Here is a 19,900-nt window from a genome sequence, read left to right on the forward strand (position 1 = left end):
AATACACTTCCGCATAAATTAATTCTTTAACCTGTTTACATCAGGATGAGTCGTTCCATCAGATACGACAGTTCCATCCGGATAGATAATTTTATAAAACGCTCCGACTTTATGCCCTTTTGGAGCAATCATCTTAACAAGCTTAGTTTCATCAAGAGTTGGTTTAAATATCACCTGAATAGTTTTGGCTGGAGAAATCATCTTTATTTTCATGAAATCCTTCGCACCAAATAAATTCAACATATCATTTGCACTGATGCGTTTATTGGTTTGTACTAAGGGATAGTATGCTGGAGATAAAACAAGCTCAGGATTTTCAAATACTTTAAATAGACCATTTTTGGTTGCATTATCATCAAACGCAATTGTTGCGCCAACAGCAGTTCCCGGCACTAAACCCTTCCCGAGATGAGTAGCATCAATATATTCAATACCCAAATTTAACTCACTCAGTTTCCAGTTACACTTACCACCGCCATCTTTTGCTATTTTTGCAATCCATACACCGGATGAGTTCTTTTCTTGAAGAGGTATTTTTATTGGATTGAGCCCCACCTTCTCATAATGCTGACCATCTCGCATACTCATCAACTCACGCTTGCACGTCGTAGATACGTACAACACTTCAAGAGGAAAAGGCTTTGTATATTGAGATGGATTTTTTATCTCAATATTAACCCAATCAGAATTCGATGGTGGTGATAATGTTCTGTCAGTTGCCTGAGCGCATCCATTTAGCAATAAAGCAAACTGGAGCAAGACGAATGAATTTAATCTCTTATACATTTTCCATGTCCTCTTCTCCATAATGGCCAAATCTTTTAAGAGCATCAGAACCGGATGCTGCAGAGATGGTTGAGCTAAGCGAATTTTTTAGCAAATCCTCGAGCGAAAGAAACTTTTTATTCCTGTCAAACTCTTTCTTAGGGATTTCACCTGAATAGTAGTCCATCTGTAAATTAAAGGATGCTACTTTCTCGGCATGTTCAGTGAAGGACTTTCCATCGCTAACCCCTTTTTCATAAGCTAAGCCTAACAATTTATTATTTATATAGGGCATATATGATGTCAGAAGGTGATTTCCAACATTCGCAGGCATCCCTCTATTTGGATTCATGCCTTCGGGGAAAAATTCTTGAAGATCTTCCTTAGTAAGTGAAGCTTTAAAAGCCTTTTGATCTTGCCCGGATTGCTTAGCTTCCTGAAGTGCCAGCGACGGTACAAGATAGAGCTTAACTTTTTCAGGAAGTCTTGTCTGAATGGTCATACAATTTCTTGGGTAAGGAAGCTCAATACTACACTGCTGCCATTTTCTGCTTTGGGTTATTGTTAAAAATGCGACCGTATTACCATGGTGCCAAAAACAGTCACCCCACTCTCCGATTTGCCAGGCAGTTAGCTCAACGACAGACCATAAAAAACCAAGAGTTGTTCCCAAAGGCCCCCATAATTTATACAACTGATTATCCAGATCGGCCTCTGGTGGAACTGATGGTACTGGATCTTGATCATTTACATGCCGATAGTGAGTAATACTTGATAATACATCTACAGCATTTTTAGTGAACGTTCTTGGCATACCATAAGTATAAAGAAGCGGTTTGCTTTCCTTTAATCTTGCCGAGTGGATTAATGCCAGCGATCCTCCTAAGCTATGACCACAAATGAACAAATCCCTACCTTCGATTTTATTGCTAAGTTCATTAAGCTGATTTTTAAACATTCGTTCAATTAAGGTGTAGCCTGCCCAAAATCCCGTATGTACTTTCCCAGTAGGAACTAATGAAGTACATTCAGATTTGATATTGCAACTATCGGACTCTACCGGTCTAAACGATGCATCCGTTATCCCATCGGTCAGGCTTGCAGTGCCGCGCCACGCTATGACTATTTTACTATTATTGTAGACATAATAAAGCTGTGTATCTCCTTCAGGATCATCAGTTTTGGTTGAATCGATATCTATTGGAATTAAATATCTTTCAGAATACGGCACATCTACAACTAAAGCATTAATAGTCGATTGACCAATTTTTCTGGATGGTATCGTCGAAAGGTCCTGACATTTATTAATAAAATACTTCTTTATAATATCTATCTCATCATAAGCTAAATCAGAGGCCAATCCTAAATTAATGGCATTTGCCATAGAGTAATCATTCTGGTGATGGAGAACTAACTCCCAGGTTCTAAATGGGCAAATTTCAATCACATGGCGTTTTTCGAGTTCATTTGTTCTGATCTTAACACCCTGAAATGAACTACTAATGGGGAAATGGAATAAGGGCAACTCCTCTCCATCGCTTAGTTGTAAATCAGGTTGTTCATGACATAATTCACCCACTACGGCGTAGTGCCACACATGGCCATTTTTCTCCGCTTTTGGACGAACGGTCGAATCTTTTATAGGATCCCTGCCGACTCGAAGAGAACGCTTCTCCATTTCTTCCGTCAACAGATTGCTATTTAATGTTAGTTTCAGCTCCAGACCATGCGGCATATCTATACGGATAAACCCGTCCGCGTCACTTTGACCTGTATAGGTAAAGTTATCGACAGGTCCAGAAACGGGATGAGAGCTTTCAGCCTTCCATGGCATATTCGCCACAGGATCGCCCTGCTCATCAACCAATTGAAATTCGACCCAATAAGGTTTTTGCTTTCCCGTCGTAGCTTTTGCCTCTGTATGTGTCACAGATGTCACTAATGAATTGCCTGCCATCAACATCCCTCTTTATTCAGATTTAGCAAAAAATCATGAACTCCTTTCTCTTGTCAGATAAAATGTCCCAACCTTAATTATCTCTGATAAGAATACAACGACAAGAAATATCGCTCCAAGTTTGATTGACATGGTTTTGAATATCCATGGCATTATCGAAACAGAAGGGATCATGAAGAACAGTCTGAATGGTGTTTGAAAATAAACCATCCAGCTCACATACTTCCACTTTTTTAAGAACATTACAGCAGAAAAAACAATTGATATATTAAGCAGTAATGAAAATGAAAAAAGGACTAGCGAATATGCCCCTTGCTGTGGATAAATATTGCTAAAAGACAATATATCATCAATTAAAGGAATTCGTCCCTGAGATATATTCAGCCAGATAAATCTGGCAATGTAAAAGAGATCAAATACCGCCCAAAAATACAAGATATGGTTCTGTTTTAATCTAAACTTCATTTAATTCCCTCATAGACATCATCAGCGGTCGTTGGTTGCCAGTGCCACGACTGACCTGTAACAGCCCAGGCATCGTCACCTTCCAGAAAAGTTTGTGTTACCTTTCTCTGTTCTCCGTAACGACGTACTGCTGATTGCTGCTCTATCTCGTCTGTAGCATCAGATGGCAAAGGCTGCCATTCCTGGATTTTATCTCTTTTCGTATTCATATAGTCCTTCCCTTCAGAACCAAAAACACGCCCCTCATCTCCCATAGAAGTTAAGCGGTTGATTGCCATAATTGCAGTATTCTTCAACCCGTGATAATCATGACCAACAGTAACCCAATGCCCAGGTCCTTCATCATTTTGCTCACGTGGAAACTCAATTTTTACATTACCAGGTGTCGATGAGTAAAACGGTGCAGTCTTCCCTGACGAGTCAGATATTCCTTCAAGCACCTCGCCATCTGGAGAGGTTACTCTATAACTGGTGAATGGTTTGATATCCCCTGATGCAGGATCGGTAACAGTAAACGTTCCGCCATACCCCTTAGGGAAAGTAAGAGGTGGAGTATCAAGTGTTGCAGGTCCCGTCTGATTAACATTGGCCGCTTTCAGCAAAATATTCCCCGGACATCCCAGTTCAATATTCCCACCGCTAAGCTTTATATAAGCACTACCGCAACTTAAAATCAGTTCCTTGCTGGCATTCACCTTCACGCTTCCCTGACCACTGGCGACAGTGATGTCCTGTAATGCTGAGACATTCATGGCATCAGCTTGTGCCTGGATATCAACCTTCCCTGCCCCGGCATACATTTTCATTCCTGCAGCCTGAGCAAACAAGCTTACAGCCTCGCTTGCCGCCACAGTAAACGATTGCCCGGTGCTGATATCCGTGTTTTTACCTGACATGAGGCCAATACTTGCCCCGCCTGAAGCAAGCCGGACAGCCTCAGGACTTAGAATGCCAATGCCTGCAGGTGCACTGGCCAGCATTCCTGGCATTTTCAGATATTTCAGTGAGCTGTTTAGCGTCTTTTGGCTGTCGATGTCAGATATTGTTGCCTGTGCCCCTTTCGCAGCAGCCTGGAGGCTTCTTGCCAGCGTGAGAGCCTGTTCCAGTTGTTCTACAGCCCTGTCCATTTCAAGCATTTTACTGCCGACGTCAGGCTGAGCATCTGCAGTAAGCAGAACTCCCTTGCCACCACGGACGCTGACCCAGTCGTTAGTGCGCAGCTCCGCCCCTTCACCCCGCAGGGTACGAGAAGCATCAACATTATGCCCTAAATTAAGCTGCGTCTTACCGCCGTACTCGGTGCTCAGCTTGACGTGCTCTTCCCCGCGCTTGTCCTCCATCCGCAGCTTGTTCAGCCCGGCGGTACGGATAACGTTGCGCGTGCTGTTGGCTTCAGTGACGTGGTCGACATGACGGGAATCATGCATCGCGTGGGCAATATACGGGCGGTCCGGGTCACCTTCATGGAAAGCGATGGCCACTTCAGTGCCCTGTATCAGCGGGAAGTGGAAGCCGTACTTATCACCGCCGTAAGGCTTGGCAAAACGTACCGGCATACTTTCCATGCCCTGACTTTTGTCATCACGGTCTGCATCAAACTTCACCCGGTACATGCCGGATGCATCCTGCCAGGCGTAGATATCGTTGTCTTTGGCGCTGGTCACGCGCGCCGTCAGCGTGCCGCTGACCACCGGGCGCTTTTTAGGCGCAGGCCGCCAGCAACGGTTCTCGTAATACGGCATCGCCGCCCACTCCACCCTCAGGGCATTCTGACGGCTGGCGGTGTAACCCGCGCTGACGATGACGACGCCATTCTCGGTTTCCCGCGGCAGGGTCGGGGGGACGGCCTTTTCAGTGATGGTCAGCACCTGGGCCGGACCCAGGGTGTGGTCGGTACTGCTGCCGGTCACCGTCGTCTGGTTTGACAGGAAGCGTTCATGCTCCAGACACGCCCAGAAGTTGGCGGTTTCCGCTGTCGGACTAATTTTGTCGCCACGTTCAAGGTGGCGCGGACGGTGAAGATACACATCCCCGTAGGTAACACCGTCGCCTTCGCCCTGGGTCATGTCCGCAGGAACGGACATCAGGATGTTCTGGGCTTCCCGGTGGTTGTAATCATTCGCTGTAACGGAACGTTCCACCACGTTCTGCCGGACATGCACGCCCCACACCGAATCCACTGCGTTATCGTTCGTCCCTGACGGGCTGTTCAGCGGTAGTTTTTTCCCGAACGTCCAGGCGCTCTGTTTGTCTGCAAAATGCACCACTTCGGTCTGGGTGTCCGGCTGCAGGGTAAAGAAATAAAATATCCCCACTTCGGCCAGCAGACGTTCGATAAATGCGAGGTCATTTTCCTGATACTGGTTAATCTGCTCACGCTTCGGGTAGTCGGCCTTAAGGGTGAATTCATATTCCCAGCCTTTCAGCCCATGCTCCTGGAGGACTTCGGTGACCACCTCGGGTACCGATTTATTGACGAAGAAGCGATGGGTACGGAACTGGTTACGCAACAACGCCAGAAACGGTTCAAGCGTTATCATGTATTCGGCCTGGTCGGCAGAACTTTTTATACGCTCAAATTGCGTCACCACACCATGCACTACTTTCTGACCAGTCAGCATATTGAGCATCCCGGTTCCCATAGTCAGGGTCGCCGATTTGCTCAATATCTGGTTGGCATCAATATTTTTATCTGTGCTGGTAAAACTGATGTCATAGCGATAGAGCTGGCTCAGCGATTCAGTCCCACAGAAATCTTCGACATCCAATGACGAATGACAGGAGGGAATATTAAGCTGATAGCGATTGAGCGTAGTATTAACCACACCCGAAAAGGTATTCTGTAACATGTCTGTCAGACTCATTATCATAACTCCGTGGTGGTAATCTGTTTGATGTCACCACCAGTTAAAGTGGGGTAATAAAAAACAAATCATTTATATAACCAGCGCCCAGCCCTAGCTGACTCAATAAACATTCGAATCGTTAGTGGCGATTTACTCTGCGTTGTTTTTTTGCATAGAAATGGAGATTTACCCTGCCAGGGATAGTAATTATCAATGGAAAAACCATCTGCCCGGATATGAAAGTGATGGAAGAATGCGTCGACCATTTCTGCAACATCTTCAACTTCAAAGAGCTCCTGCAATACGGCATCATCAGCTACATCTACCCTTTTCAGAAAAAGAGTTGTGACCAAAGGGAGGTCATCAAGAATAAAGTCTCTTACTTTGTCATCAGTTACCCTGTTCACCAGATTTTATCCTCTTCACGAGCAATGATGTTGTAGCGAGTGACCGTACGATAACTGATAACGGAAATGTCATGCGCCAGAATCACCCATCCCAAAACAGGAACCGCCCTCCCCACGAAAGCACCAAGATTATTAACCCAAAAAAGCAGCTCCCAGGCGGTCAGATTATTCATGCCATCAAAAAATAGGTTCCGTTAAGTTCTTCAACAGTATCCATATTATCTGTCCTGATTAGTCCCTAAATTCCAGCCCGATCCCCTCTTCTTCATTCCATCCCAGCGTCAGTGACTTCGGTTTTTGCTTCGCCGCCATGTGAGTAAGCAGTTGCTGGCTCAGCACCGGCAGAATTTGCTGGTTGAGCAGGCTGTCAACATTGCGTGCGCCGGTGTCCGGCAGCAGGCAGGCGGACGTCAGCGCATCGAACAGGCTCTCGTCGATGTGGGTGGTCAGGCCGTAATGGCGATGTAAGCGCTTGCTGACCTGGTCCAGTTTCATCTGCACGATGGTGCGCATCGCGGTTTCCGCCAGCGGGCGGTAGATGACCGTCTGGAAGCGGGCCAGCAGCGCCGGCTGGAAGTGGTCACGCAGGACAGGCCGTAGCAGTTCGTGCAGGTCCCCTTCGCTGGCGTCCGGCTGTTCGTCCAGCAGTTGCATCAGGTGATCGCTGCCGAGGTTGGAGGTCATCAAAATCACGGTGTTGCGGAAGTCGATTTCGCGGCCTTCACCGTCGCGCATGAAGCCGCGGTCGAACACCTGGTAGAACAGGTTCATCACGTCCCGATGGGCTTTTTCGACTTCATCGAGCAGCACCACGCTGTACGGGCGCTTGCGCACCGCTTCGGTCAGAATACCACCCTGACCGTAACCGACGTAGCCCGGCGGCGAGCCCTTCAGCTGGGAGACGGTATGTGGTTCCTGATACTCCGACAGGTTGATGGTGATGAGCGACTTTTCACCGCCGTACAGTACATCGGCGAGGGTCAGCGCAGTCTCGGTTTTCCCGGTGCCGCTCGGGCCGACCAGCAGGAACACGCCCTGTGGGCCGTTCTCGGAGGTGAGTCCGGTTTTAGCGGCACGCAGACGCTGGGCGATGGCGTTGAGCGCCACGTCCTGTCCGACCACGCGCTTGCCAATTTCCCCTTCCAGGTTCAGCAGTTCGGTTTGCTCATCCTTCATCAGCGAGGAAAGCGGCACCCCGGTCCAGTCGGCAATCACGTTGGCGATGGTGCGGGTATCGACGTCGACAGATAACAGAGGGCTATTCTGCTGCATGCCATCCAGCTGCTGTTGCAGCTCACGGGTCTCTCCCTGACGAGAGATATCCTTGCGGGTCTCCAGCAGTTGCTCTGTGAGCGACAGCTCCTGGCCGTACTGGGTCTCGCGCTCGTCCAGTTCGATAAACAGGTTGATTTCTTCCTGTTCAATCGCCGCCAGACGTTCGCCCTGGCTACTGCTCCCAACGGCAATATCTTCCAGCAGCGCCTGCTTCTCGATGTCCAGGGCGGTGATTTGGACGCGCATCCGCGTTAACGGCTCCGGCACGGTATCGAGGCTCATACGCACGCGGGCGGCGGCGGTGTCGAGCAGGTCGACGGCTTTATCCGGCAGCTGACGCCCGGTCAGATAACGGCGCGACAAGGTCACGGCAGCGCGGACCGCCGCATCGGTAATGTGGACGTTATGGTGTTCGGCGTAACGGGATTTGAGGCCGCGCAGCATCAGGCAGGCGGTCTCGTCGTCCGGCTCATCGACTTTCACCATCTGGAAACGGCGCTCAAGCGCGGCGTCGCGTTCAAAATACTGTTTGTATTCGCTCCAGGTAGTAGCGGCGATAGTGCGCAGTTCGCCACGCGCCAGTGCGGGTTTTAACAGGTTGGCCGCATCCGCGCCGCCCGCCTGATTGCCCGCGCCGATAATGGTGTGGGCTTCGTCGATGAACAGCAGCACCGGATTCGGCGACTGCTGTACCGCGTCGATGACGTTTTTCAGGCGTTGTTCAAATTCACCTTTCACGCCCGCTCCCGCCTGCAGCAGGCCGAGGTCGAGGGTGCGCAGGCTGACGGTTTTCAGTGACTCAGGCACGTTGCCCTCGGCAATACGCAGCGCCAGACCTTCGACCAGCGCGGTTTTTCCCACGCCCGGTTCACCGACCAAAATAGGGTTGTTCTTGCGACGACGGGACAGAATATCCACCATCTGACGGATTTCGGTATCGCGGCCAAACACCGGGTCGATTTTGCCCTCTTTCGCTTTGGCGGTGACGTCGAGAGTGAATTTATCCAGCGCGTTTTGCAGCGCCGGGTTGAGTTCGCCGTCGCGGACTTCAGCCCCAACCGGACGACCAACCATTTCGACATCGCCGCCCTGCTGGGCCAGCTCTGCTGCCTGCTGCATCTCCGGGCGCTCGTCGGACTGCGCATCGAGCAGCGGACGCAGGCGTTCCAGCTGGCTCTGACCCAGAGTCAGCAGCGGCCACAGGCCATCGCAGCGCACCAATTTTGGTTTACCGACCAGCGCCATCAGCAGGTGAATGCTGCGGATCTGATCCTCGCCGGAAAGTGACGCCAGCAGCCAGGCTTCCTGCATTAGCGCCTGAATATTGTCTGACAGACTCGGTCGCGCGCGCACCGAGCGCGGCAGCGTATCCAGCCAGCCGAGTAAATCCTGCCACAGCGCGTCCATATCCCATTCGTAACGACGCGCCAGCACCGTCAGGTCGCCTTCGCCCTGCTCAAGCAGTTTCAGCAGCCAGTGTTCTGGGAGGATAGACGAATGGGCGCGGGTTTGGCACAAGCTCGCAGCGCCTTCAAGTGCGCGAGCACAGTAAGGGTTAAGGCGACGTAATAAGGTTGATGAGTGATGCTCCATAAAGACCTTCTCCATTCTGACACGCACTATTGGGCTATTTAGCACACGGGGGTTATCCGTTTCAGATAACCCCTCGGGTGGACATGTAAAAATACTGGTAATGTATTTATTGATTAGGACCGAGGCTAATAATGACCGCCAATTTCCAGAACCTTGATTGACATCCCGACAACCGAGAATAAAACTCGGTGCTGCTGTGTAAGCCTGACGGAGCAGAGATTACTGTTGCCTTGCAGCAGTTCATAATTCATATCCCCGGCAAGTCTTGCCGCATCTGATGGCGATCGTCCGGCCAGAATATATCGACGCCAGTCGTGATATTTTCGCATTCCGGCTGGCGGTACGCTGATTGATTTTCCTTTTCCCCAGTTCTGCCTGGCAGCAGAATCGTCAAAACTAAATGGCATAGTTGTTCCCTTTTATGTCCTCAGAAATAAGCCTGATTTCATTCAGGCACGCTACCGCCCATCGCTTACCCTTCTAACAAGGAACCCTAAGCGCATTAGGTCAGATTGTCGGATGATCATTTTTGCACTGTCCCCTCCGCATAAAGGGACATTGCAAAAATTGCGGACAGGTCTCCCCGCCCGCATTAGGCATTACCCTAAATTCAGGCAGTCGTACGTTCGTTCCAGGAATCGGAATGAATGATGTTGCCGTCTTTGTAAGTCCAGGTGATTTTTTCGTAACGCAGTTCAAGCTGCTCGAGGTGATTGTGTTTTTCGAAAGAAGGATCCTTGACGTCGTGCATCAACGGATTCACTTTCACAACCTTCACGTTTTCCAGCTTGGTATTGAAATATTCCACTTCCTGGCCCGCGTCATTGATGCGATACCATTTGAACTCAGCAGATTTCAGGGTCTGACCGGTGGTCACTGCCTTGTACAGATACGGGCTGGAGGAGTCGATTTCCTTGGTGAACATGAACGGGGTGTGAATACGCGTCCCGGTCAATTTGCCCGTGTTGTTGTCGGTCGGAATGTAGATATTGTGATCCTGAGCGACAACTTCGATGCTGCCTTCACGGTCTTTAACGTCTACGGAACCTTTAATGTCCGCACCGCCGTCGTCTTTCAGCCACAGATAAACAGGAATAGCCATGGAATTACTCTCCATTGTGTTGTGAAGCGTCATCATCCTGCGATGACGCTGGGGATTTGCCCGGCACCTGACAGGCATTTGCCTGCGGGACCAGACTGATTTCGACACGACGGTTCAGCGCGCGGCCTTCCGGCGTGTCATTCGTTGCGACAGGGCGGCTTTCGCCATAGCCCTGCACGGCAAAACAGCTTTCCGGCACATCACCGGTGTCACGCATCCAGTCGCGTACCGCTTCGGCACGTTTCAGGGACAGCGTTTGATTCAGTTTCGGCGTGCCGGTGTTGTCGGTATGGCCGCTGACCACAATTAACCAGCCCGGCTTGGCCTTGATGCCCACCAGTGAATTCACCAGCACTTTGGTCGAGCCGGATTTGAGATCGGATTGACCGGAATCGAACAGCGACATGCTGTCGAGCCGGACCGTTTTCGGGCCCTGGATAATCTTTTTGATAACCGGAGGAGGTGGCAGAGGGGGTGCCCAGTTATTGATTGCCGCACGCAGCGGGGCAATCAGGCGCATTCCCTGATACAGCCCAAGCGTGTAACGCATCGGTGCGCCCTGGCGTTGCCATGAATCCAGCAGTCCGTTATCTCTGCGCAACTGTTCCTGAGCCTGAACTTTCGGAGCTGGCGGGTTACCGCTTAAACGCTGGTAGAGCGCGAGATGATCGCTGACGTTCTGGATCAAACGTTGGTTATTGATCCATGAGGCGAGCATCGCCAGCAGCAAAAAGATCCCCACAATCCCGCCCACGACGCGCCAGGAAAGCATCACGCGGCTGATACCGTGGCGGCGTGATAAATGCGGCAGCAGCATATCCGGTAGCGGCGGCATTTCTTCCGTGGAAGCGGAACGACTCTGCAAGGTTGTCACCGAAGCGGTATGCTGTTGCCATAGGTTGTCGGGCAGTGTCGCTAAGGGTCCGCTGCACACCGCCAACATGCAGGCAGGCAGCGCAGGTGTATCGTGGTGACGTGTCTGCATGAGGTCGGTCACACGGGGTTTAAGCCAGCGAAAAAGCGACTCCAGCCACAGCGAACTGTCCAGACGATGCGGATGTAAAGCCTCAGGCGCGTAGGTACACCACGGCAGATAGGATTGCGCGACTCCGTTGTTTTCCTGAACCTGAATGCCTTCACGGTTGTTAGTAAGGAAATACCAGCGGTATCGGCCTTCATCACTTTTTGCGGGTGCATTCAGCCACAGACAGGTCCAAACGGGCGGCAGTCCAGCAAACGACCGGCGTGATTGTGCGATGGCTCGCTGCCACTGATGAAGCTGGCTGGTGAAGGCCACTTCCTCCTGCCAGCGCTCCGGAGCGAAAGCCATTAAGACTGAAACCTGGGCTACCAGTGCCGGACGCCCGGATGCGACAGACTCAGCAATTTGTGCCAGTTGTTCCGGTTGACGTACAGGCAGATACCAGCCCTGACGCGTCTCGCGAAAGGACTCATCGGCAGTAAACAGCACGTCGCTGTCACCGCAGACCAGAACCAGTGCGCCTTCGAAATCCTCCGGTGGCAATGCGATATCCACCACGGTTACAGCGCTGTTTTGCATCTGATGCCAGTAACGCCAGCCGAGACCGCCCGCCAAAACGAGGACAACCACGCTCAAAAACAGGCGACTACCGAGGCCCAACGGCCAGAATCCCCACACCAGCCAGAGGGCAAGCGTGAAAGCCAGCGCGACCAGCAAGGGCTTGCTCAGATTGCGCATGGTTTACTCCGCGCCCGCAATGGCCGAAACCATCTGCTGCAGGGAGGTCGAAAGCAGAAACCATACCGCGCCCAGCAGCACAATGCCTGCTATCCAGGACAGCCAGTAAAACCGGCGGCCGCTACGCAGTGTGCCAGCCCGAGCAACAATAGGGGCTTCTTCCGACAGGGTGAACGGCGGCACGCGCTGACTGAGATTACGTACCACGTCTTCGCGGCGCTCATCCGCCTGCTGACGATAGCGACCAACAAACCCCAGCGTTAATGCACGCGAGAAACAGGTCAGTACCGCGATATCGGGAGAGGGCTCCTGAAGCACGGTCCGGATCCGTTCCCACAGCTCTTCGCCCGCATTCAGGGTGTTGAAATACTTCGCCTGAAGTGGGTTCGCAAGCCAGGTGTTGTAACCGTCATCCTGCTTGCCCCGGTTCAACACGCTTTCATCAAACAACGCGCAGAGCGTATACAACAGATGATCAATGCTGGTCTGCGGCACACCCTGTTCTTCCAGCTGCGCACGCCAACCATCGAGCCATTCACAGGTGCGACGATAGAGTACTTTACCGTCGGTAATCTCCTGCCCGTTTCGCAACTGGCTGACCATCAGCCAGCCGGGATAGAACATCTGATCGATAAAGGAGGTTGGATTGTTTTTCATGAGCGAAGCACCGCGTAGAGTTCGAGTTTGACGTCACCCAGCGCTTCCGGGATGTAGAACGCGCAGTTCCCGGCATCAAGCATCGCCTCTGCGGCCGGGCCGCTAAGATCGAGCGCGAAATACTGATTCTCAAGGCGCAACGGAATCGCCGCGGGTACGTGCGACAGTGGCTTCAGACCGACGCCGTTCAGCGCGACGTTCACCACATCGGCCACATCCTCAACGCTCCCGGCTTTACACAGCAGTGGGAACTGGGTTTGCAGCAGATGGTTTGGAATGGTTGAACGAACGGAGAGATAGAGATCTGCCCCTTCACGCAGGCGTGCATCGTGCATTGCACCTTTCCAGAATTGACCTGAATGGACCAGATCGATGCTGATCACGCGTGACGGCAGACTCGCTTCCAGCAGCGTATCCAGCAGCGTAAACAGCGGCGGAAATACCTGCTCTGGCGCATCATGCTGATACACAGGAATATCATCCGGACTGTGCGTCAGTGAAAAGGTCAACAAACTTCCTGCCAGCCGAGACAACTCGCGGTAGTAAAGTTCCGGATGACGCGTGGGGGTCTGGAACAATTCTGCCAGCACCGGTTCGGCACTGTTCAGGGCATTGAGCAACCAGAACAGCGAAACGTCGGCCACCGCAAAGTCAGCCAGACGTTCGTTGCTCTCCCGACGCATTTGCATCAAACGACGTCGCCGCGCCTGCAAGCGGTGCAGCAGATCGCTGAATTCCTGCGACAAACGCGGGCTGGCAGAAAACGACAACGCGGGAGGGATGAAACTCTCGTCCAGTGCCCATTGACCCTGGGCATTACGCACCAGACGGGCGACCGGACAGGTCAGCCAGGCTGCATTTTCCTGATGGGCAAAACGCAACGAAATGGCGTGGCGTAAAATCGCCAGCTCCGTTTGCTCATGTCCTGACAACTCCTGGACGGTCACCCATTCCTGACGCCAGCGTTGTGGACGTTCGCTATTTTGCCCGTCATCCAGATTCCCACCGTTAGCGGAAAGCAGCGGCAGCGCGAGTACCACCTCGACGCTTTCTCGCCCCTGCGCGTCGGTCAAGTCACAGACCGCTGGTAGGGTATCGGCAATGCTCGTATCCACGAGCGTGCCGTCCGGGAAGCGCACGACCAGACGGGTGGCATTCAGCCGGGAAAGTGCTAAGGCCGAGGTATCAAACTCGGCATGCAGCACGCCCCAGGTATGTGCCAGCGACATCGCTGCCACATTCTCGGTGTTATAAGCATCCCAACGAGATTGCTGCTGGAACTGCTGAGGGGCCAGCGTGGCCCCGTCAGTCCATAATGGACGATAAATTTTCATCCCTGGGATCCCACCTTACGCTTTCGCTTTCGGCATCTGGGAAACCAGCGACAGATTCACGTCCATGCCTTCAACCTGGAAGTGCGGGATAGCGAACAGCTTCACGCGGAAGAAGCCCGGGTTATCTTCGATGTCTTCCACCAGCACCTTCGCATCGCGCAGCGGGTGAGAAGCCTGCAGTTCGTCGCCCGGATCGGTCATTTCAGTCACCAGACCGCGCACCCAGGTGTTGAGCTCCAGCTCCAGCAAACGACGGTCTTTGGTGGTACCGATGTTTTCGCGCTGAATCAGCTTCAGGTAATGCGCGATACGCGACAGCAGGAATATGTATGGCAGGCGGGAGTTGATACGACTGTTAGCCGTCGCATCTGCGGTGTCATACAGCGCCGGTTTCTGGGTGGAGTTCGCCGAGAAGAAGCAGGCGTAATCGCGGTTTTTGTAGTACGACAGCGGGATGAAGCCGAGATTGGCAAATTCAAATTCGCGGGTTTCCGGGATCATCACTTCTGACGGGATCTTCACCTGATTACCGGTGCCGAGGTCATACAGGTGAATTGGCAGGTCTTTCACTGCGCCACCCGCCTGCGGGCCACGAATTTGCACGCACCAGCCGTTATTGATGAAGCTTTTCACCATGTTTGCAGCGAAGGCGAACGAGGCGTTGGTCCACAGGTATTTGTCGTGATCCGGGCCTTTCACTTCTTCAACGTAGTTGAAGCTGCGCACTGGCACGGTGTCCGGACCATATGGCAGACGGCCAAGCACGCGCGGCATCACCAGACCGAGATAGCGGGAGTCGTCAGTATCACGGAACGATTTCCATTTGATGTATTCGGCGCGGTCAAAGTAGTTGCCGATATCCTTGATGGCCGCCACTTCTTCCATTTTCTCTTTCAGGAAGAATTTCGGACCTGCGGAACCGATGAACGGCATGTGTGCCGCCGCGGACACTTTGGAGATGTTGCGCATCAGCGCCACGTCCTGCGCCGAGGCGTCGAACTCGTAGGCTGAAATCACGGCAGCAATTGGCTCACCGCCCGGGGTGTCGTATTCCGCGATGTAGGTCTGCTTGTACAGGCCGCTCTGGATGATTTCCGGAGCGTCCTCGAAATCCTGACGCAGTTCGTCTTTAGACAGATCCAGGATTTCCAGCTTCACGTTCTGGCGGAAGTCGGTTTTATCCACCAGCGATTTCAGACCCCGCCAGATGGATTCCACTTTCTGGAACTCATCGTTGTGCATCACTTCGTCGAGCTGGCGGCTGATCTGGAAGTCCAGCTCCGCGATGTGGTGATCCAACAGGGTTTTGTCCAGCTTATCCACCCGCTGACCGGACTTTTGCAGGCACTGCATGAACACTTTGACCGCGGCGGTAACACGCGCATCGGCAGAGGTTTCGGCCATCACGACGTTATCATCGAAACCGTTCAAATCGTCGATGGAGGAAACCGGTTTTAAATTGATTTTGGAAAACAGAGAGGCATAAACACCGTCGTTCGGCAGCGTTTTTTCAATAGTCGCCCCGCCCGCTGATACCTGGGATTCATTATTGACTGACATAAGCATTTTTCTCTAAATTAGTCCGTTAACAGTTCCAGTAATTATTCCTGGCCCGGTGCGAGCGCATTAAGCTCGTTACGCAGTTCATCACTTAAAGCGGGATCTTTCAGGATGGCTTCCAGTTCTTTCCGGAAAGTCACGTTATCCAGAAGATTGGATTTCAAATCACGCAGCAGGTTACGCATGGCCAGCATCGCTTTGAGCTGAGGTATTTGACGGGCAATCTGTTCTGGCTCGAAGTCTTTCATATCGTTAAATGCCAGTTTCACATTTTCTTCTGAATTGTCTCCAGCGAGCGTATTTTTCACGGTGAGACTGACTTCGGGATTGATATCAGCGAGGACGCTGTTGAAATTGTTTTTATTGACGTTGATTTTTTCACGCTCAGACAGCGGCCCTTCTGCCTTACCGTTGCTGAAATCCCCTACTGTCAGCAACTTAAGAGGAAGCTCAACTTTCTTCTGTGCGCCGCCGGTATGTAGTGAAAGCTGAATATTAACGCGGGCCTTAGGTATTTCCGCCTGAAATGAGTCTGCCATTTTAATTCATCTCCTGAATATATTATTCCCTGTAGTGGGTAAGATGCTCATATATCAATGAGCGTTGTACTTTTACCAGCATTATCCGGAAACGTAAAGTGGGTATTATTGTAACACCCTTGCTATTAAGCGGGGGTTAAATACAGATACATTATGTCTTAACAACCCCGTCACCACTGGCTTTCAGACCATTTTAATACATTAATTAATATTGACACGGTCCATATATGGACTTTGAATTTTCAAATTAATGCATTTTAAGAAGTTTCATACACGTTTTATCGAACCATATTTAGATTTACCCGAAAATTCCTACAAATAATAACCTAAAAATCCTAATCAATTTCTGAGACAAATATCACTTTTGCGCGGGTGTTTTATCCTCGCGTAAGAAAAATTCGCATTGCAGGAACGCGTAAAACCTACTTGACCTTCCCCTTGATGGAAGGTTTAAGCTTTAACACGGTAAGAAAAAACATTTATGCCGATGCTTTATTCGGTTCATCCATCAGGAGAATGAATATGTCTCATACCATTACTCTCGCGCTCGACGGTCTCACCTGCGGCCACTGCGTGAAGCGTGTGAAAGAGAGCCTCGAGCAGCGTTCCGACGTTGAGCAGGCAGAGGTTAGCCTTAATGAAGCGCAAATCACCGGCAGCGCCAGTGCCGAAGCGCTGATCGACACCGTAAAACAAGCCGGATACGGGGCGGAGCTCAGCCACCCAAAGGCTAACCCGCTGGCAGAGTCATCAACCCCGTCGGAAGCACTGACAGCGGCCCCTTCTGCGCTTCCGGCAGCTGACGACCTTGATGACAGCCAACAGCTGCTGATCAACGGTATGAGCTGCGCCAGCTGTGTCTCCCGGGTTCAGAACGCGCTGGCTGCCGTTCCGGGCGTTACGCAGGCACGGGTCAATCTCGCGGAACGCACCGCCCTGGTCATGGGCAGTGCGGCCGCGACCGATTTAGTGCAGGCAGTGGAAAAAGCGGGCTACGGCGCGGAGGCGATAGAAGATGATCTTGAGCGCCGTGAACGCCAGCAGGAAACCGCCGTTGCCACTATGAAACGCTTCCGCTGGCAGGCTATCGTCGCGCTGCTGGTCGGCGTGCCGGTAATGGTATGGGGGATGCTCGGTGACAACATGATGGTTACCGACGCGAACCGTTCCCTGTGGCTGGTGATTGGCCTGATCACGCTCGGGGTAATGGTCTTCGCCGGGGGTCACTTCTATACCAGCGCGTGGAAGAGCCTGAAGAACCGTACTGCCACCATGGACACCCTGGTAGCACTGGGCACCGGTGTTGCCTGGCTCTATTCGATGAGCGTCAACCTGTGGCCACAGTGGTTCCCGATGGAAGCCCGGCATCTTTACTATGAAGCCAGTGCGATGATCATTGGTCTGATTAACCTCGGTCATATGCTCGAAGCCCGCGCCCGTCAGCGTTCATCGAAAGCGCTGGAAAAATTGCTCGACCTGACGCCGCCAACCGCGCGGGTGGTAACAGATGAAGGTGAAAAATCGTTGCCGCTGGCTGACGTGCAGCCCGGTATGATCCTGCGCCTTGCTACCGGCGATCGCGTCCCGGTCGATGGCGACATTACCCAGGGTGAAGCGTGGTTTGACGAAGCGATGCTGACTGGTGAACCCGTGCCGCAACAGAAAGGTGACGGCGAAAGCATTCACGCCGGAACGGTGGTGCAGGACGGCAGCGTGCTGTTCCGCGCCAGCGCCGTCGGTAGCCACACCACGCTGTCGCGTATTATTCGCATGGTCCGCCAGGCGCAAAGCAGCAAACCGGAGATTGGCCAACTGGCCGACCGCATCTCGGCGGTATTTGTCCCGACGGTGGTGGCGATTGCCCTGTTCAGCGCGGCTATCTGGTATTTCTTTGGTCCGGCTCCGCAAATTGTCTACACCCTGGTGATCGCCACCACGGTGCTGATCATCGCCTGCCCGTGTGCTCTGGGTCTGGCTACGCCGATGTCAATCATCGCCGGGGTGGGACGGGCTGCAGAATACGGCGTGCTGGTGCGCGATGCCGACGCGCTGCAACGCGCCAGCGAACTCGATACGCTGGTATTTGATAAAACCGGCACCCTGACCGAAGGGAAGCCGCAGGTCGTGGCGGTGAAAATCTACGGCGAATACGCCGAGGCTCAGGCATTACGCCTCGCCGCCGCACTGGAACAGGGTTCAAGTCATCCACTGGCCCGCGCCATTATTGAAAAAGCGGGTACCGACCCGCTGCCGCAAATTAATGCGTTCCGTACCTTGCGCGGTCTGGGCGTTAGCGGTGAAGCCGAGGGGCATACGCTGCTGCTCGGTAATCAGGCTTTGCTGAACGAACAGCAGATTGCCACCACCGACATGGACGCGGACGTTCAGGCGCAGGCTGCGCTGGGTGCTACGCCAGTATTACTGGCCGTTGATGGCAAAGCGGCAGCGCTATTTGCCATCCGCGATCCGCTGCGGGAAGACAGCTTAACGGCGCTCGCCCGACTGCATCGCGAAGGCTATCGTCTGGTGATGTTGACCGGCGATAACCCCGTTACCGCCAATGCGATTGCCAAAGAAGCCGGTATTGATGAAGTGATCGCCGGGGTGCTCCCGGAGGGTAAAGCCGACGCGATTAAAAAATTGCAGGCGGAAGGTCGGAAAGTGGCGATGGTCGGAGACGGCATTAACGACGCTCCGGCGCTGGCTCAAGCGGAAGTCGGGATTGCGATGGGCGGCGGGAGTGATGTCGCCATCGAAACCGCGGCGATAACCCTGATGCGTCATAGCCTGGAAGGCGTGGCGGATGCGCTGGCTATCTCCAAAGCGACGCTGCGTAATATGAAGCAGAACCTGCTGGGGGCGTTCATTTATAACTCATTGGGCATTCCGATTGCCGCCGGGATCCTGTGGCCGCTGACCGGCACGTTACTCAACCCCGTCGTAGCAGGCGCGGCGATGGCGCTGTCGTCCATCACCGTGGTCAGTAATGCCAACCGCCTGCTGCGGTTTAAACCTAAACGTTAAGCCATCGTCTGGCCCTTAACAGAAAATGTTCAGGGCCAGATATTGCAGTAGCATGATGGTTTTTCCATCCTGAATCTCTCCACTGCGAATGGCCGTCAGTGCTTTGTCCAGCGGCCATTCCAGTACCTCAATATCCTCGCCCTCATCGGCCAGACCACCGCCCTGCCCATTTCTGTCCTGTTCGCGATATTCAGCAATAAAGAAGTACAACTTTTCTGTGACCGAGCCCGGGCTCATAAAGGCTTCAAAGACCTTCTCAGGATGAGAAATCATAAAGCCGGTCTCTTCTTGCGCCTCGGCAATAATGCGCTGTTCTGGCGAAGCGTCATCGAGCAGACCGGCAGCAGACTCAATCAGAAAACCGTTCCCATCGTGCAGATATACTGGCAAACGGAACTGGCGCGTCAGCACCACCGTTTTTTTATCGCGGTTATACAACAGAATGGTTGCACCGTGGCCGCGATCGTAAGCTTCTCGGCTTTGCTGCTGCCATGAGCCATCCTGGCGGCGCAGTTCAAAGGTGTATTTATTCAGGGTGTACCAGTTATCCGACAAGAGATGGGCTTCCAGGTGTCGAACATGATCGTTTTCTTTTTGCATGTTTTGCTCTCCGACAGATGACAGTGAAAACGCTACCATGCATAATCGTGCAATAT

The 19,900-nt window shown here is 52.3% G+C and carries 14 protein-coding genes and 1 pseudogene; 1 reads left to right on the forward strand and 14 read right to left on the reverse strand.

What is annotated here, in order from left to right:
• Positions 1-18 precede the first annotated feature (18 nt).
• The 13 genes and pseudogenes from SIK69_RS03050 to tssB all read right to left on the reverse strand — a co-directional run bounded on the left by SIK69_RS03050 (position 19) and on the right by tssB (position 16,220).
• Positions 19-786, reverse strand: a complete 768-nt coding sequence (locus tag SIK69_RS03050) for a hypothetical protein (protein WP_319785377.1) — start codon at positions 784-786, stop codon at positions 19-21.
• Positions 779-2,722 (reverse strand): Tle2 family T6SS lipase effector, encoded by a 1,944-nt coding sequence (locus tag SIK69_RS03055; RefSeq protein WP_319785378.1) that lies wholly within the window; start codon positions 2,720-2,722, stop codon positions 779-781. The genes SIK69_RS03050 and SIK69_RS03055 overlap by 8 nt, the downstream gene beginning before the upstream one ends.
• Before the next feature lie 461 nt (positions 2,723-3,183).
• Positions 3,184-6,051 carry a type VI secretion system Vgr family protein gene (locus tag SIK69_RS03060; RefSeq protein WP_319785379.1) on the reverse strand — a complete coding sequence of 956 codons (2,868 nt, stop codon included), beginning with the start codon at positions 6,049-6,051 and terminating at the stop codon, positions 3,184-3,186.
• A gap of 68 nt (positions 6,052-6,119) precedes the next feature.
• The gene (locus SIK69_RS03065; protein WP_319626775.1) at positions 6,120-6,440 is read right to left on the reverse strand and encodes a DUF1493 family protein; all 321 of its coding nucleotides are present in this window, start codon (positions 6,438-6,440) and stop codon (positions 6,120-6,122) included.
• Positions 6,437-6,586: pseudogene (locus tag SIK69_RS03070) on the reverse strand (STM2901 family protein); the annotation flags it as partial. The gene SIK69_RS03065 and the pseudogene SIK69_RS03070, both read right to left, overlap by 4 nt.
• Before the next feature lie 85 nt (positions 6,587-6,671).
• Positions 6,672-9,308, reverse strand: a complete 2,637-nt coding sequence (tssH, locus tag SIK69_RS03075) for a type VI secretion system ATPase TssH (RefSeq protein ID WP_319785380.1) — start codon at positions 9,306-9,308, stop codon at positions 6,672-6,674.
• A gap of 125 nt (positions 9,309-9,433) precedes the next feature.
• Positions 9,434-9,715: a hypothetical protein gene (locus tag SIK69_RS03080; RefSeq protein WP_319626773.1), complete on the reverse strand. Its 282-nt coding sequence runs from the start codon at positions 9,713-9,715 to the stop codon at positions 9,434-9,436.
• Between the two features lie 203 nt (positions 9,716-9,918).
• Positions 9,919-10,410 (reverse strand): Hcp family type VI secretion system effector, encoded by a 492-nt coding sequence (locus SIK69_RS03085; RefSeq protein ID WP_319626772.1) that lies wholly within the window; start codon positions 10,408-10,410, stop codon positions 9,919-9,921.
• Positions 10,411-10,414: 4 nt separating this feature from the next.
• A complete protein-coding gene (locus tag SIK69_RS03090) occupies positions 10,415-12,130 on the reverse strand; it encodes an OmpA family protein (RefSeq protein ID WP_319785381.1) in 1,716 nt (571 codons plus the stop codon).
• A gap of 3 nt (positions 12,131-12,133) precedes the next feature.
• Positions 12,134-12,787 carry a type VI secretion system protein TssL, short form gene (gene tssL / locus SIK69_RS03095; RefSeq protein WP_319785382.1) on the reverse strand — a complete coding sequence of 218 codons (654 nt, stop codon included), beginning with the start codon at positions 12,785-12,787 and terminating at the stop codon, positions 12,134-12,136.
• Positions 12,784-14,121, reverse strand: coding sequence for a type VI secretion system baseplate subunit TssK (gene tssK / locus SIK69_RS03100; protein ID WP_319626769.1), 1,338 nt, complete (start codon positions 14,119-14,121; stop codon positions 12,784-12,786). Before tssK ends, tssL begins: the two co-directional genes overlap by 4 nt.
• Before the next feature lie 15 nt (positions 14,122-14,136).
• The gene (tssC, locus tag SIK69_RS03105; protein ID WP_319626768.1) at positions 14,137-15,687 is read right to left on the reverse strand and encodes a type VI secretion system contractile sheath large subunit; all 1,551 of its coding nucleotides are present in this window, start codon (positions 15,685-15,687) and stop codon (positions 14,137-14,139) included.
• Between the two features lie 35 nt (positions 15,688-15,722).
• Complete coding sequence (tssB, locus tag SIK69_RS03110; protein WP_319626767.1) at positions 15,723-16,220, reverse strand: type VI secretion system contractile sheath small subunit; 498 nt, start codon at positions 16,218-16,220, stop codon at positions 15,723-15,725.
• 522 nt (positions 16,221-16,742) lie between these two features.
• On the opposite strand from tssB, the gene copA reads away from it, so the two are divergent.
• Positions 16,743-19,244 carry a copper-exporting P-type ATPase CopA gene (copA, locus tag SIK69_RS03115; RefSeq protein WP_319785383.1) on the forward strand — a complete coding sequence of 834 codons (2,502 nt, stop codon included), beginning with the start codon at positions 16,743-16,745 and terminating at the stop codon, positions 19,242-19,244.
• 15 nt (positions 19,245-19,259) lie between these two features.
• Here copA and SIK69_RS03120 read toward each other — a convergent pair whose 3' ends face one another.
• Positions 19,260-19,844, reverse strand: a complete 585-nt coding sequence (locus tag SIK69_RS03120; protein ID WP_319626765.1) for an NUDIX hydrolase — start codon at positions 19,842-19,844, stop codon at positions 19,260-19,262.
• Between the last annotated feature and the right edge of the window lie 56 nt (positions 19,845-19,900).

Source organism: Scandinavium lactucae (genome assembly GCF_033843265.1).
GTDB lineage: Bacteria > Pseudomonadota > Gammaproteobacteria > Enterobacterales > Enterobacteriaceae > Scandinavium > Scandinavium lactucae.